This window comes from Streptomyces sp. NPDC050856, from assembly GCF_040653855.1.
Lineage (GTDB): Bacteria > Actinomycetota > Actinomycetes > Streptomycetales > Streptomycetaceae > Streptomyces.
Window position 1 is genome coordinate 89,048 of sequence record NZ_JBFAGV010000022.1, and the last position, 15,323, is coordinate 104,370.

Annotated in this window: 7 protein-coding genes and 2 pseudogenes; 8 read left to right on the top strand and 1 reads right to left on the bottom strand. The window is 71.8% G+C overall.

Annotated features, from left to right (window positions below; translation table 11 throughout):
• Nucleotides 1-41 precede the first annotated feature (41 nt).
• Together AB0H53_RS20215 and AB0H53_RS20220 are read left to right on the top strand one after the other, a co-directional pair.
• The gene (locus AB0H53_RS20215) at nt 42-1,367 is read left to right on the top strand and encodes a class I SAM-dependent RNA methyltransferase (RefSeq protein ID WP_362114885.1); all 1,326 of its coding nucleotides are present in this window, start codon (nt 42-44) and stop codon (nt 1,365-1,367) included.
• Nucleotides 1,368-2,023: 656 nt separating this feature from the next.
• Nucleotides 2,024-2,740: a DUF4839 domain-containing protein gene (locus tag AB0H53_RS20220; protein ID WP_362114888.1), complete on the top strand. Its 717-nt coding sequence runs from the start codon at nt 2,024-2,026 to the stop codon at nt 2,738-2,740.
• Nucleotides 2,741-2,918: 178 nt separating this feature from the next.
• Here AB0H53_RS20220 and AB0H53_RS20225 read toward each other — a convergent pair whose 3' ends face one another.
• A complete protein-coding gene (locus AB0H53_RS20225; RefSeq protein ID WP_362114904.1) occupies nt 2,919-3,467 on the bottom strand; it encodes a TerB family tellurite resistance protein in 549 nt (182 codons plus the stop codon).
• 649 nt (nt 3,468-4,116) lie between these two features.
• On the opposite strand from AB0H53_RS20225, the gene AB0H53_RS20230 reads away from it, so the two are divergent.
• The 6 genes and pseudogenes from AB0H53_RS20230 to AB0H53_RS20255 all read left to right on the top strand — a co-directional run.
• Nucleotides 4,117-4,320, top strand: coding sequence for a cold-shock protein (locus AB0H53_RS20230; RefSeq protein ID WP_356897193.1), 204 nt, complete (start codon nt 4,117-4,119; stop codon nt 4,318-4,320).
• Nucleotides 4,321-4,852: 532 nt separating this feature from the next.
• Nucleotides 4,853-5,272 (top strand): annotated as a pseudogene (locus tag AB0H53_RS20235) (helicase-related protein); the annotation flags it as partial.
• A gap of 2,036 nt (nt 5,273-7,308) precedes the next feature.
• Entirely contained in the window at nt 7,309-7,962 is a 654-nt protein-coding gene (locus tag AB0H53_RS20240) for a hemolysin III family protein (protein ID WP_362114907.1), read from the top strand.
• Between the two features lie 180 nt (nt 7,963-8,142).
• Nucleotides 8,143-8,262, top strand: a pseudogene (locus AB0H53_RS20245) (PRC-barrel domain containing protein); the annotation flags it as partial.
• Between the two features lie 502 nt (nt 8,263-8,764).
• Nucleotides 8,765-10,141, top strand: a complete 1,377-nt coding sequence (locus AB0H53_RS20250) for a serine hydrolase domain-containing protein (RefSeq protein WP_362114892.1) — start codon at nt 8,765-8,767, stop codon at nt 10,139-10,141.
• A gap of 161 nt (nt 10,142-10,302) precedes the next feature.
• The coding region (locus AB0H53_RS20255; protein WP_362114895.1) for an amino acid adenylation domain-containing protein at nt 10,303-15,323 on the top strand (5,021 nt) is incomplete at its 3' end.

Consider the following 15,323-nt stretch of genomic DNA (forward strand, 5'->3'; position numbering starts at 1 on the left):
CGCCCGGCAGCCCCCGTCTCACCCCCTGGAGTCACCCCCACATGCGACACGCACCGGAGTCCTCGCTCGTCGGCGAGGAGTACGAGGTCGAGGTCGGCCCCGTCGCGCACGGGGGCCACTGCATCGCCCGTACCGACGAGGGCCGCGTCCTTTTCGTGCGGCACGCGCTGCCCGGCGAGAAGGTCGTCGCCCGCGTCACCGAGGGCGAGGAGACCTCCCGCTACCTGCGCGCCGACGCGGTACGGGTGCTGGAGGCGTCCAAGGACCGGGTCGAGGCGCCCTGCCCGTACGCGGGTCCCGGAAAGTGCGGCGGCTGCGACTGGCAGCACGCCAAGCCCGGCGCCCAGCGCCGACTGAAGGGCGAGGTCGTCGCCGAGCAGCTGAAGCGGCTCGCGGGCCTGACGCCCGAGGAGGCCGGCTGGGACGGCACCGTGATGCCCGCCGAGGGCGACAAGGTCCCGGCCGGGGAGGTCCCGGCCTGGCGCACCCGCGTCCAGTACGCCGTCGACGCCTCCGGCCACGCGGGCCTGCGCAAGCACCGCTCCCACGACGTGCAGCCCATCGACCGCTGCCTGATCGCCGCGCCGGGCGTGAGCGAGCTGGGCATCGAGCGGCGCGACTGGTCGGGCATGGCGTCGGTGGACGCGATCGCGGCGAGCGGCTCGGGCGACCGCGCGGTCGTCCTCACCCCGCGCCCCGGTGCCCGCCTGCCGATCGTCGAGCTGGACAAGCCGGTGTCGGTCCTGCGCGTCGCCGAGGACGGGGGAGTGCACCGGGTCCACGGCCGCCCCTTCGTCCGCGAGCGCGCCGACGACCGCACGTACCGCGTCGGCAACGGCGGCTTCTGGCAGGTCCACCCGAAGGCCGCCGACACCCTGGTCCGCGCCGTCATGCAGGGGCTGCTGCCCCGCAAGGGCGACACGGCCCTGGACCTCTACTGCGGCGCCGGCCTCTTCGCGGGCGCGCTCGCCGACCGGGTGGGCGACAAGGGCGCGGTGCTGGGCATCGAGTCGGGCAAGCGCGCGGTGGAGGACGCCCGCCACAACCTCGAGCACTTCGAGCGCGTCCGCATCGAGCAGGGCAAGGTCGAGCAGGCCCTGCCGCGCACCGGGATCAGCGAGGTGGACCTGATCGTCCTGGACCCGCCCCGCGCGGGCGCCGGCAAGCAGACGGTCAAGCACCTGGCGGGCCTGGGCGCGCGGAAGATCGCCTACGTCGCCTGCGACCCGGCGGCCCTGGCCCGGGACATCGCGTACTTCCGCGACGCGGGGTACCGGGTGCGGACGCTGCGGGCGTTCGACCTGTTCCCGATGACCCATCATGTCGAATGCGTCGCGATCCTTGAGCCTGCTGGGAAGGGCCGCTGACCTGCGGTTTTGTGCGTGCGCATTATGTGCGGTGTGGGCGTTACGGGCGATATCTTGACGCTGAAATGACGCTCGTGACGCTCTTCTGCCGGGGTGCCACCTGGCCGGTCGTGCAGGCCGTGCCGGGTGGAGGGAGCGTTCGCGGCCACCGTCGAGCGCCTCGACCCGCTGAGCTCACCACCCCGGTTGCCCGACGTCCCTGACGCGTCCCACGCCCTGCCGAAGAGACCGCGGAGGCCGACGCCGGGAGTCGGCCTTCCGGCGGCCGGTATGGGCCCGTGTCCCCGGCACTCACCCACCGGCAGAGCCGGGGCGCCGGTGGTTCCGGTTCCTTACCCGCACCGCAAGTCAACTCGACGAGAACCAGGCGGAACAGGAAATTTCACCGGCAGAAGTAACGTCAAGTCTCCAGCTGCACCAGCAGGCCAGTGAGCTGGGCGAACACGTGTGCGCTCGTGAGGCTGACGGTGGTGATCAACTCGTTGCCTGAGGTGTGCGCCCGGAGTGCACGCCGACTCCGGTCTCCCGGGACACGCGTTCAGCGTGCCGCGGATGCCGGTGATGAGCCGATGGTTCCTGACGCCGGACTCCTGGTGAAGTCATCTATGCTCGCGCCCAGTCGGTACGACCAGTTCGCTGCAGGGGCGGGGAGCCGCATGGCTGATCAGATCAAGTACGACTACAAGGCCGTGCGGACGGTTCGGGGCACCGACGGTTTGGTGATCTCGAAGATGCAGAAGGACGGCTGGGAGCTCGTGGAACAGCTCCCGGGCAGACTTCGCACCACCCTTGCCTTCCGTAGGCCGAAAAGGTCACTACCGTGGCGTCCGATCGGGGCGGGGGCTGCCGTCCTCGTGGTCTTGGCCGCCGTCATCGGTACTGGCGTTGCGCTCGGCGACGGAGACGAGGAAAAGGGCGCGTCAGCCAGTTCGACGGCCATCGACGAGAAGCCTTCCGCTACGTCGCCCGCGGACGAGCCGACTGCCGCTGAGGTGATCACGTCGCAGAACGATCGCGAGTTCGCGGCGTTGTTGAAGGCGGATCCGTGCGACGAAGCGAACGCGCACTTCGCGACCAAGCACGAGGGGCGGACGGTCGCCTTCGACGGGTCGATCAGGCACATGGCGTCCCACGGGGCTGACCAGACCCGCTACGACTTCCTTCTCGGCCCGGGCGACAGGGGACCACGGACGACGGACGGCCCGAACTTCACGTACGAGGACGTCAGCACCGGCAACCTGCACCTGACCGGCAAGCAGGTCCCTGCGACCGTTGCGGTCGGCGACACGTTCCGCTTCGTCGCCGAGGTGATCGAGTTCAACGCCGTCCAGTGCCTCTTCCGCCTCGCCCCGGTCTCGACGGAGATCCGGTAGCCGAAGTGTGGAGGGGGCTGCGGGCGCGACGGCCTACGCCAGCACCGACCTCCTCGCTGCCCACGGGGTCGACACCCGCGAGGACCTCCACACGTGGCTCGATCATCAGGCCAACCGCGCCGCTCCGCGAGTGATGTGGCCCTGCGTCAGCCGCCTGGGAATCCGGACCGCGGGCAGATCAGAGCTGGAACTCGGCGGGAGACACTCCCAGCACCGTGCAGGCTTCCCGGATGATCATTTGCTCGGCCTGGGAGAAGTCGCCGTCGGCCCCGGCGACGACGATGCCGGTCTGGATCACCGCCCTCGCCTCGGTCGGCTTTTTGGCGGTCTTGGCGATGTCCTGCATCGCCTCGGCCCTGCCCTGCTGGAAGTTGTGCGTCAGCTGGTCGACATGCTTGTTGAAGCGCTGGCGCAACTGCTCCGGCGGGAAGTTCTGCAGCACCTCGTTACTGAGGATCAGCGACTCGACGTGCCGCCGCTCGGCCGGGTCCACATGCCCGTCCGCGGCCGCGACCAGTGCGCACATCGCCATGCTCGCGTCCCGGTACGCACCGCTCTTCAGCTCGGTCTTGAGGGAGCCGAGCTGCGTCTTCAACGCGCTCACCAGCTGGGCGCGTGAACCACCGCCGGACCCCGCGCCGCGGCTCGGTCCGTGGGTCGCACCGCCCCCGCGCTGGGCCTGCTGCAGATTCTTGGCCTGGTCCTTGAGCCGGTCCCACATCGCCATTGACGGCACCTCGATATCCCTCTGAGTCATCGGCCGCGATTCCGCTCGCGCGTTCACCTGACCAACGGCCGCCTCCGGGCAAAGGTTCCACAAAATGCCCTGCCCGCCCCTTGCCGGCTGCAAGGCCACTCCGTCGAGAGCCCTCCCGCGATCGATGTGGAGCTGCCGTGCGTGTGGTGACCGCCGAGGACGACACCTTGACTGCGGGAGGGGCTTGTCCTGCTGCTCACCCCGGCGGGGCACGAGGTCGTGGCCCCCGTCGGTACCGTGCACGAGGCCCCTGCCCGCGCCGCTCGCCCAACGCCCGGACGTGGCGGTGCTGGATGTCCGAATGTCACTCGGGGGGCCGGTGCGGCGGTCTGGATGAATATATCTGCGCTCGCGACGGGAGAGTTTCACGGACCGTGCAGTGAGAGTTATTGAAGCAACGGCCGGAGTCGAATTATTCGACGTACGCAGGCCATGGCGGCATGCTACTGTCCATCTCAGTTGCAGTTGTGGTTCCCAAAACTTCAAGTGCCCCCACCCGGCTCCTGCCGGTGGGAGCACTCTTGTATTTCCGGTCATTTTCCGGGCTGGGGTAATCATCGCGGCGACACGGCGTCCGCGCAGTGCGGATGCCGATGTACTGCCCCAAAGGAGATATGACATGAGTACTGGTACCGTGAAGTGGTTCAACGCGGAAAAGGGCTTCGGCTTCATCGAGCAGGACGGTGGCGGCGCTGACGTGTTCGCCCACTACTCGAACATCGCCGCCCAGGGCTTCCGTGAGCTGCTCGAAGGCCAGAAGGTGAACTTCGACATCGCGCAGGGCCAGAAGGGCCCGACCGCCGAGAACATCGTTCCGGCCTGACGCCGGCGCAGATGTGCAGCTGGGGCCCGCATCCTTCGGGGTGCGGGCCCCAGCTGCATGCGTTGCCGCATCGGTTTCCCTTGCGGGACGACTCGGGAGATCCGCAGCCGCACCCCGGGCGGCCCTACCTCCGGATGCGGGGGCGTCTTGAAGAGTCGCACCACGGCCGGCGCCCGGATGTTGCGATCCACGACTTCACCGAATTCCAGCACCTGCGCCCGGGTGGATTTCCGCCGGCCGGATCGCCTTCTATGGTCACCGACTTGTGATTCCCTGTGCCGCTCATCGCTGCGGAAATTCCTTGATATGCGCCATATCGAGGAAAGTTCCGCATGAACCGCACCCGCAGTGACGACCGCTCCGCCCGCATCCGGCAGGGCAGTGTCGACTCCGAAAAGGGCGGCAACCGCTTCGGCTCGCCGGCACCGCGCCGTCCCGCCGTCCCGGCGAGCAGGCCGGCTCCGGCGGTCACGGCCGTCGGCCCGCCGCAGCGCAAGGTGAGTTCGCCCTCCCCAAGACGATCACGCCCGCCCTGCCCGCCGTCGATGTCGCGGCGCGCGGCATTCACGTCGACAACCTTGACCTCGTCGTCAACGTCGACCCGCCGACCGGCCGCGAGGACTACCCGCACCGCGGCGGCCGTAGCGCCCGCGCCGGCGAGTCCGGCAGCGTCGTCACGCTCGTCACGCTCGTCACGCCGAACCAGCGCCGCGGTATGGCCCGCCTCATGTCGGACGCCGGGATCCGGCCGCGGACCACGCACATCCACTCGGGCGACGAAGTTTTGAGCCGGATCACCGGCGCCCAGGCCCCGTCGGGCGTCCTCGTCGTGATCACCGCACCGGTGGTCGAACGCCCCGAGCGCAGTACCTCCTCCTGTGGCCGACGCCGCCCCTCCTCGGCGGCCAGGCGCGCGCCTGTGGGCCGGTCCGTCTCCGACGCCGCGGTCTGACCCTCGCGGTCAGGAAGCGGACCCTCTCGTCAGAAGGCACTTCTCGACGCTGGTTCCGACGCGGCCCCGCCCGGCGAGCGCCGGCCTCGTGCGCAGGACAGTGGTTGAGGTCACGGACGGCCGGACCGCGGGTCCGTGACGACCTGGGCGTCGGAGTGGCGCTGCCCGTCATGGCCGCCGCCCGCGCGGGTCGGCTGGTCGTCCGCGACACGGCCAGTGCGCCGGCCGGGTCACCCAGGCCGAACCCACCGCCGTCAGCGACAGCTCCGCCTGCACCGACCGGGTCCGCCTGCGTGACGTCCCCGGCCGACCACCGCCCCTTCACCGCACCCGGGAACACGATGACTGAAGCCGAGCACGCGAGGTGTTCCTCCGGCTCGGTGCCCTGCCGGTGGTCGACGAGCAAGGCGGTGCCCTCTTCACCGGTCGTCCCGTCCCTTCAGCCGGTCCCGTCACCGAGCGAGCAGGGCGCGCGCCCGTCTCTCCGCCAGAGGCCGGGAGGGTGGCTGCGGTCGCGCCGGCGAGACGGCCGGCCATGGGCCAGTCGAAGCCCCCGGTACCGCCGTTCGGGTCGGGGGGGGCATGCGGCGCCTGCGGGCCGGGGTCATGAAAGGTCACCCCGAGACTGTCCGGGTGTGCGGTCAGGCCCGGGGCGCGGGTGCCACCGCCGGGACAGGAACTTCACCGATGCCTGCCCGCACGCACGGGCTTGTGCCTCGGTCGGTGGCCGGGCCATGGCTGCCCCTGCGCCTGCCCGTGTCGCTGTCCGGGGTCGATTACCTCACCGTCGAACAGCGAAAATCTACGGCGGCCAGAGTAGACTTTCGGTGGTCTTGTGGTTATGGTTTCTCCCGTAGCCCAGAGAGACCGCAGGGCTCGGCAGAGACGAACTGCCGGGCAGCATCACCCGCAGTTGCAGTTCGCAGGACGGTCCGGTGACGGAGTTCCGAAGCCACGGTTGTTTCAGGACGGCGACGGGACTGGTGGCCGGACCGGGCGGCCCGGAGTGATCAGGGGTCGCCGTGAGCAGTACCCGTAGTGAGTGCAGTTCGCAGTACCCAGCAGTGAAGTCAGTGAGCAGTACCTCGGTGAAGGCGTCGGCTGCGGGCGCGCGCACCGGGAGGTTCGGCAGCGGGGCTCTGTGCCAGAGCGGACGCAGGATGGCAACGGGGCCGGCTGCCGAAGGTGATTGGTTCAGAGGGAAGAACGGAGGAGCCGAGCACCATCAGGATCGCCTGGGCGGAGGTCTTGAGCCCGGGTACCGCAGGACATCGACAGTGAGGTGGTCTCCGGTCACGCATCCGCGATCCCCGTGCCCCCGGCGGCATTTCGGTCGGGCGCGCGGAAACAGAATGCCGGCGCAGTATCAGGGCCGGTGGATGGTGTAGCAGTTCCTTCGGGGCCCTGGTGCCGGTACGGCACCAGGGCCCCTCCACGCATTTCCCCCGGAGGCGCGACGACCGCGCACGACTCGCACGGGACTTCTCGCCAGGGCGCCGGCATCGAAGCCGTCGGCATGGGACGAGCGTGCCCGCCGGCGTTGGCGGGCACCGCCCGCACCGTCCCGGTGCCGCGGCGTGGCGACCGCGCGAGCCGGGGACGACGCTTGAAGCGACCGAACTCAGACCCCTTGTCCGACTCCCGGGGCCACCACGCTACGGGCGGGCGGAGAGCCCGTCCGGAAGCCCTGGCCGTTCCCGTGCCCAGCCGCTCCACTCGCTTCGGCGGATTCGATCGGCGGTGGGATCGAGGGGCCCGAGTTCGCGGCGGCGCACCGGCCCATGCCCGGCGGCGTGGTCCTGGCTCTGGAGACCCGCCTCCTCGAATGCCGTCGGTGGGAGGTCTCCTAGCATGGGCGCATGATGACCGGTGGCGCCCAGGAGGCACAGGGAGGACGAGGAGCTGTGTCCCGCGACGACGCCGAAGCCGAACGCATGCACGTCGCGTCAGCGCGTGGAGAACGTCGTGAGGACGGGCTGCCCGGCGGAGCACAAGGTGACGACGCGGGGGAGGACGCTCACTCGGTCGCCGCTCTGCTGGAGCGGGCGGCCGACCTGGCCGAACCGATCAAGCCCAGGCTGCGTGGCTGGCTTCACGCCGGAATGGTCCCCGCCGCGCTGATCGCGGGCGTCGTGCTCATCTGCCTGGCGCGCACCCCGCAGGCGGCCCTGGCCTGCGCGGTGTACTCGGTCACCGCCTGGCTGCTGTTCGTGACGAGTGCCATCTACCACCGCGGCACCTGGGGCCCGCTCGGCGAGGCTCTTCTGCAACGCCTCGACCACGCGAACATCTTCCTCATCATCGCAGGTACCTGCACCCCCCTCGCCGTCCTCCTCCTGCCGGTGGAACAGCGGTCCACGCTGCTGTGGATCGTGTGGACGGGCGCGTCGGCGGGCATCGCGTTCCGGGTCCTGTGGGTCGCGGCCCCGCGCTGGTTGTACACCCCGTGCTACCTGGCCCTGGGGTGGGCACCGGCGCGCTACCTGCCCGACTTCCTGCACACCGGCGGAGCGGCCGTACTCGCCCTGATCGTGGCCGGCGGTCTCCTCTACAGCGCGGGCGCGGTCGTCTACGCCCTGCGGCGCCCCGACCCCTCGCCCCGCTGGTTCGGCTTCCACGAGGTGTTCCACGCGCTGACCGTGGCAGCATTCACCGCGCACTACATCGCCATCTCCCTGGCCGCCTACTGACCGCGGCGGGCTGGCTGGACGACCGCCGAGGCGTCGCGCCACGCGCGAAGGTCGTCTCCCCCTTCCGGCCTGCGAGCCGGCCGGTCGTCGGGATGTGACGTCCCGTAGGCAGGCGAGGAGGGCGAGCGAGAGCAGGACGAGACAGGGGTCTTCAGCTGACCCGCGGCAGAGAGGGCCCACGTGTTCCGGGGGGCCGTCAGGGAGTGGCGCGGCCACGATGTGGTCGATCACGAGCGGCACAGGATCGGCGCCCCGGAGGCGGTGCACGTCGACACGGCCACGGGTCAGCCCGCGTGCGCACGCGGACACGTCCGGGTGCCGCGTGTGCGGCCGATCCTCCTGTGGCGAGCCCGTGGCGCGGGGCCGCCGGTCGGCCTCGGTCGGTGAGAGAACTTCCCGGCCGTACGGCTCGTTCGGCCCCCTTGACGGCCGGTGAGCACGGTCACGGCCGCGGCCCCCGTCTGACCTGGACCTTTGCCGCCCTCTGCTTTTTGTCACCTCTTTCGATGACGTTCGTCATGTGGCGGGCGCGGCGTTGCTCGATGGTGCCGCGGCAGGGCTTCTGGCCTGCTGTTTCTCGGATTCCGCCCAGAGCCGGCCTTGATCGGGTCTGCGCGGGTAGCGCGGCGCTGACGTGCGGTTTTCGGTTTGAGCTGAGAGATCTTGCCATTCTCGACGGTATTGATGAGTCTGTGACCGAAAGTCGGGCTGTCCCTACCGGAGGAGGTAGAGCCAGCCATCCCATACACCGGTCGAGCGGCCGCCCAGGCCGCGCGACACTCTCGAACGGGGGTACGAGAGCATGGACGTCGACGTCCTCTCCGGCACGGTGAAGGAGCTGATTCGCGATCACCGAATACCGGGGGCCCAGCTGTCCTTGTACAGCGACGGCGTGCTGCGGGAAGTCTGCACTGGCGTCGAGCGGATGGGCTCCGGCGTGCCGGTGTCCGTGAGATCCCGTTTCGCCTACGGCTCGGTGAGCAAGGTCTTCACGGCCGCGCTCGTCATGCAGCTGGTCGAGGAGGGCGAGGTGGAGCTCGACGCGCCGGTGATGGAGCTCCTCGCGGACATCGCGGGGCACACCGGAGTACCCGCGGAGCATCCGATGCACCGGGTGACGCTGCGTCAACTGCTGAGCCACACCGCCGGACTCGTGTCCGACCACGAGGGGGCCCCGCTGCGTTCCCCTTCCCTGCGCCGCTACTTCGAGTCGGTCGTGCGCGACGGGCACTTCGGTGTGCCCGGCACCGCCTTCTCGTACTCGAACACCGGCTACGCCGTGGCCGCGTACGTGATAGAGGTGCTCACCGGGCAGAGCTGGTGGGACTCGCTGGAGTCCTACGTGGCGCACCCGGCCGGGCTGGATCTCGCGTTCGTCGAGGACCCGCGGCCGGGCCGCGCCCCGGGCGCCACCGTGAGCGGCCACGCCGTGAACCCGCGGACCGGCCGCACCGACCCCGTGGACTTCTACTGCGAGTCGACGCTCGCCGCGGCCGGAGGCATCGCGGGCAGCGCCACCGACCTGGTGCGCTTCGGCCGGGCGTTCCTCGGCGAGGGCCACGAGGCCCTGGACGCCGACATCGCCGACCCCGAGGTGCTGGCGGCGATGGGCCACGCCGTGCCGGCCGCGGAACCCTTCGGCCTGGCGGCGGGGTGGGGCGCCGGCTGGGGTCTCTACCCTGCCGGGGACAGCCTGTGGCTCGGCCACGACGGCACTCTCGACGGCGGCTCCTGCAACGTCCGCGTCGACCAGGCCAGCGGCACCGTACTCGCCTTCACCACCAACTCCACCACCGGACTGGCGGCCTGGTTCGACCTCGTCGGCGAGCTGGACCGCACCCTCGGCCTGCGCGTCGGCCACTACGAGCAGCCCGCCCCCACCGGCCGCCCGTACGACGAGGCCGCCGCCCTCGCCGGCGAGTTCGTCAACGGGGAGCTCGCCATCCGGGTGTCCCATGAGACGAACGGCGGCGGGATGCTGCGCCTGGACGCCGACAACGGCGTCTCCGGGGTGCTCACCGTCGGCTCCGACCTCATCTTCAGCGTGCGGGCCGCGAACCAGAGCGACGTGCTGTTCAGCGGCCGTTTCCTCAGCACCGCGGAGGGCCGCCCGGCCGACCTGATGCAGTACAACGGCCGGACCCTGCGCCGGGCGAGCGAAATCTGCCAGGCCGCCTGACCCTGCTCCGTCCCCCTCCCTCCCGTTCCCCTTCGCGCCGCCGGCCCGGCCGGCGGCACGGCCCTGCCCTTCCCCTTACGTGACGCCGCACCGGCGTGCGGCTCCTCAGCCCGCGCCGGACCGATGCCGCGGCGCGTACCGCTCTCGAAGGAGTAGCAACCGTGGTTCCTGCCCAGCATGCGGAGAGCCGGACGCTGCCGGCGCTGTTCGGCGCACAGGTGGCCCACCGGCCCGACGCGACCGCGCTGATGGCCGAATCCGGATCCACGAGCTACGCCGAGCTGGACGCGCGCGTGGCGCGGGCAGCCGCCGTGCTGCACGGCCACGGGGTGCGGCGCGGAACGCCGGTCGGCGTGTGCCTGGAGCGCGGCACCGCACTGGTGGTGTCGATGCTCGCCGTCATGCGGGCGGGCGGTGTGTACGTGCCGCTGGACCCGGCCTATCCGGCGGAGCGGCTGCGCTACATGACCGATGACTCCGGGATCGGCCTGGTGATCACCCAGCCGTCCGTGGCCGACCGGGTGCCGGACGGGCCAGGGCGGCTGCTCCTGGCGGATCTGGACGACGCGCCGGCGGCCGGGGCGCCCGCCCCGGAGCTGGGCCCCGACGACGCCGCCTACATGATCTACACCTCGGGCTCCACCGGCCGCCCCAAGGGAGTCGTCGTCACCCACCGCGGGATCGCCGACCTGGCCCGCACCCAGCGGGAGCGGATGGAGGTGACGCCCGGCTCGCGGGTGCTGCAGTTCGCCTCGCCCAGCTTCGACGCGGCCGTCTTCGAGGTCACCAAGTCGCTGCTGAACGGCGCGGCCCTGGTCGTACTCGACCGCGGCGGGCTGGCCGGCGCCGAACTGGCCGGAGCGCTGCGGGACTTCGAGGTCACCCATGTGACGCTGCCTCCCGCCGTGCTGCCCACCATGGACCCCGAGGGCCTGCCCGGCCTCGCCGCCCTGATGGTCGCCGGTGAGGCGTGCCCCGGCGAGCTGGTCGACCTGTGGTCGCGCGGCCGTCGTGTGTACAACGGCTACGGGCCGACCGAGACCACCGTGTGCGCCACCATGAGCGCCCCGATGAACGGCAGCGGCACCCCGCCGCTCGGCGTCGCGGTCGAGGGCACCGAGGTGTACGTCCTGGACGACCGGCTGCGGCCGGTCCCGGCGGGTGCCACCGGTGAGCTCTACATCGCCGGTGAGGGGCTGGCCCGCGGCTACTGGGCGCGGCCCGACCTGACGGCGGAGCGTTTCGTCGCGAACCCGCACGGCCCCGCCGGGGCGCGCATGTACCGCACCGGCGACCTGGTGCGGCGCACCGACGACGGTGAGCTGGAGTTCGCCGGCCGTGTCGACGAGCAGGTCAAGCTGCGCGGCTTCCGCATCGAGCTCGGCGAGATCGAGGCCGCCGCGATGCGGCTGCCCGGCATCGCCCACGCCGTCGCCCTGGTCCGGGAGGACCGTCCGGGCGACCGCCGCCTGGTGGCGTACGCCGTCCCGGACACCGCGACGGACGCTCCCGCGCCCTCCGCGGTCCGCACCGCCCTGCGGCGCGAGCTGCCCGACCACATGGTGCCGTCGGCCGTCGTCGTGCTGGACGCGCTGCCGCTCACCGTCAACGGCAAGATCGACCGGGCCGCGCTGCCCGAACCGTCCCTCGGCCAGCTGGTCGGGGAGTACCTCGCCCCCCGCGACGCCACGGAGGAGGCCGTCGCCGAGGTGTTCGCCGAGGTGCTCGGAGTGGCCCGGGTCGGTGTCCACGACGACTTCTTCGACCTCGGCGGCGACTCCATCCGCGCCGTCCACGCCCTGTCGCGCATCGAGGCCCGGCTGGGAGTCAGGGCCGCACGGCGCGCCCTGTTCGCCCACCCCACCGTCGCCGAACTCGTCGCCGGGGGGCTGGCCGCCTCGTCCGCCGACGACGCCATACCGCGCGCCGACCGCGACCGCCCGCTGCCGCTGTCGTCCGCGCAGCGCCGCCTGTGGTTCCTCGACCAGTACGAGGGCGGCTCCACCGAGTACTACACCGGCAGCGCCTACCGGCTGAGCGGTGCCCTCGACGTGCCCGCGCTGCGCACCGCCCTGCGCGGGCTGGTCGCCCGGCACGAGTCCCTGCGGACCACCTTCCACGAGGACGGCGGCCAGCCGGTCCAGCGGGTGCACGCCGTCGCCGACGCCCCGCTCGCCCTCGACGAGAGGGACCTGTCGGCGCTGCCCGACGCCGGCCGCGGGGAGGCGCTGTCCGCGTTACTGCTCGCCGAGGTGGAGACGCCGTTCGACCTGACGGCGGGCCCGCTGCTGCGGGCGGTGCTGGTGCGGTTCGCCGACGACGAGCACGTCCTGGTCCTGAGCACCCACCACATCGTCAGCGACGGCTGGTCGCTGGACGTGCTGACCAAGGACCTCACGGCGCTCTACCGGGCCGCGGCCGACCCGCAGGCCGCCCCGCCGGCCGAACTGTCCGTGCAGTACGCGGACTTCGCCGCCTGGGAGCAGAGCAGCTGGGACCGCGCCGCGGCCGGTGACCGCTTCGCCTACTGGGCGCGGCAGCTGGACGAGGTGCCGCCGCTCGCGCTGCCCACCGACCGGCCGCGCCCCGAGGTCCGTACCACCACGGGAGCGGTGCACCGCTTCGAGCTGACCACCGCCGAGACCGAAGCGCTGAAGGAGCTGGGCCGCGGCCGGGGCGCGACCCTCTTCATGACGCTGACCGCGATGACGCAGCTGCTGCTGGCGACCGCCTCCGGCACCCGTGACGTGGCCCTGGGCGTAGCCTCGGCGGGCCGGGAGCATCAGCAGACCGACGACCTGGTCGGCTTCTTCGTCAATCCCGTCGTCATCCGTTCCCGGCCGCGCACCACGGACACCGTGGTGTCCTTCCTCGACGACGTACGCGCCACCGTGCGGGACGCCTTCGACCATGAGCTCCCCTTCGACCGGCTGGTCGAGGAACTGGTCACCGAGCGCGACCCCAGCCGCACCCCGCTGTTCCAGGCCATGATGGTGCTGCAGAACACCCTTCCCCAGCGCGTCGAGCTGCCCGGCCTCGACATCGCCGAGGTGCCGCTCCCGCGCACCCGCTCGCTGTTCGACCTGGTGGTGGAGTTCGAGGAGCGCGACGGCTCCCTGCGGGTCGCCCTCGAGTACAACACCGACCTGTTCGAGGAGGCGTCGGCCCGGCGCCTCGGCGAGCGGCTGCGCCGCCTCGTCGCCACGGCCACCGCACGGCCCCACCTGCCCCTCGCCGCCCTCGACCTGCTGTCGCCCGACGAGCGGCGCCGGCTCGCGCGGTGGTCCGGCAGCGCCCCGGAGGGCGCGGTGCCGGGCGTCCCCGAACGGTTCGCCGAGGTCGCCGCCCGGACACCCGAGGCGACCGCCGTCATCGGCACCGCCGAACACCTCAGCTACGCCGAGCTCGACTCCCGCGCCGACGCCCTGGCCCGCCGTCTGCGCGCCGCGGGTGTGAGCGCCGAGAAGCCGGTCGTGCTCGTCCTGGAGCGCGGTGTGCAGGTCGTGGTCGCCATGCTCGCCGTGCTGCGCGCGGGCGGCGCCTACGCGCCGGCGCACTCCGGGTACCCGCTGGACCGGGTCCGGGCGCTGATCGGGCAGGCCGGGGCGGTCTGCGTGATCGCCGACGAGCCGTCGCTGGACCGGGTCCCGCAGGACACCGGGCTGCCCCTGATGGTCCTCGACGAGGGTGGCAGACCGACGTCCGAGGGCCCGCGGGAACCGCTCGCCGGGACCGCCACGCACCACCCCGACCAGCTCGCCTACCTCATGTTCACCTCGGGTTCCACCGGCACCCCGAAGGGCGTCGGCGTCACCCACGACGACATCGTCCGGCTCGCCGTCGACAGCCGCTGGCGCGACGGCCGCCACGAGCGGACGCTGTTCCACTCCTCGCACGCCTTCGACGCGGCGACCTTCGAGATCTGGGTGCCGCTGCTGAACGGCGGCAGTGTGGTCGTCGCCCCGCCGGAGCAGCTCGACGCGGCGGCCTTCGGCGCGCTGGTCGACGCACAGGGCGTCCAGTCGACGTTCGTCACCACCTCGCTGTTCAACCTGTACGCCAACCAACGGCCGGAGTGCTTCTCCGGCATGCGCGCGGTGCTCACCGGCGGCGAGGCCGCGAACGCGCAGGCCTTCCGCAGGGTCGCCGACGCCTGCCCGGACCTGCTGATCCACAACGCCTACGGACCCACCGAGACCACCACCTTCGCCACCGTCCACGCCTCCGCGCCGCAGGAGAGCGAGGCGCCGGCACCGCCCATCGGCACCGCCCTCGACGGCACCCGGCTGCTGGTCCTCGACGGATTCCTGCGGCCGGTGCCGGCCGGGGTCACCGGTGAGCTCTACATCGGCGGCGCCGGACTCGCCCGCGGCTACTGGGCGCGCCCCGACCTGACCGCCGAGCGGTTCGTCGCCCACCCGACGGCGCCCGGGGAGCGCCTCTACCGCACCGGTGACCTGGTGCGCTGGACGCCCGAGGGCGAACTGGAGTACCTGGGGCGGGCCGACGCCCAGGTGAAGATCCGCGGCTTCCGCATCGAACTCGGCGAGATCGAGGCGGCGCTGCTGCGGCTGCCGGAGATCGGCGAGGCGACCGTGGTGGTGCACGGCACCGATGCCGGCGGCAAGCGGATCATCGCCTATGTGGTGGCGGAGCGGGACCTGAACGCCCCGCCGGACCTCGACGGCTGCCGGGCCCGGCTGGCCGAGTGGCTTCCCGAGTACATGGTCCCGGCGGCGCTGGTCCCGCTCGACACCATGCCGCTGAACAGCAACGGCAAGGTCGACCGGAGCGCCCTGCCCGCCCCGGCCCTCGACGTCACGGCCGGCGCCGCGTACGTGGCGCCGCGCAACGCGGTCGAGCGGGTGCTGGCGGAGGTGTGCGCGTCGGTGCTCGGGGTGGAGCGGGTCGGTGTGCACGACAACTTCTTCGATCTGGGTGGCGACTCGATCCTGAGCATCCAGCTCGTCTCCCGCGCCCGCAAGGAGGGGCTGGAGCTCAGCTCCAAGGACGTCTTCGTCCGGCAGACCGTCGCCGGCCTGGCGACCGTGGCCGTTCCGGCCGGCGGCACTCGGACCCTCACGGACCAGGGTCCGGTGACGGGTGGGGTGGCGGTGACGCCGATCGTGGAGTGGTTCTTCGGTTCGCATCCGGTGGCTCCGCAGCATTTCAACATGGCGGT

Coding starts and splice junctions, on each gene's coding strand:
- AB0H53_RS20215 (WP_362114885.1), top strand. CDS start 42: ATGCGACACGCACCGGAGTCCTCGCTCGTCGGCGAGGAGTACGAGGTC.
- AB0H53_RS20220 (WP_362114888.1), top strand. CDS start 2,024: ATGGCTGATCAGATCAAGTACGACTACAAGGCCGTGCGGACGGTTCGG.
- AB0H53_RS20225 (WP_362114904.1), bottom strand. CDS start 3,467: ATGGCGATGTGGGACCGGCTCAAGGACCAGGCCAAGAATCTGCAGCAG.
- AB0H53_RS20230 (WP_356897193.1), top strand. CDS start 4,117: ATGAGTACTGGTACCGTGAAGTGGTTCAACGCGGAAAAGGGCTTCGGC.
- AB0H53_RS20250 (WP_362114892.1), top strand. CDS start 8,765: ATGGACGTCGACGTCCTCTCCGGCACGGTGAAGGAGCTGATTCGCGAT.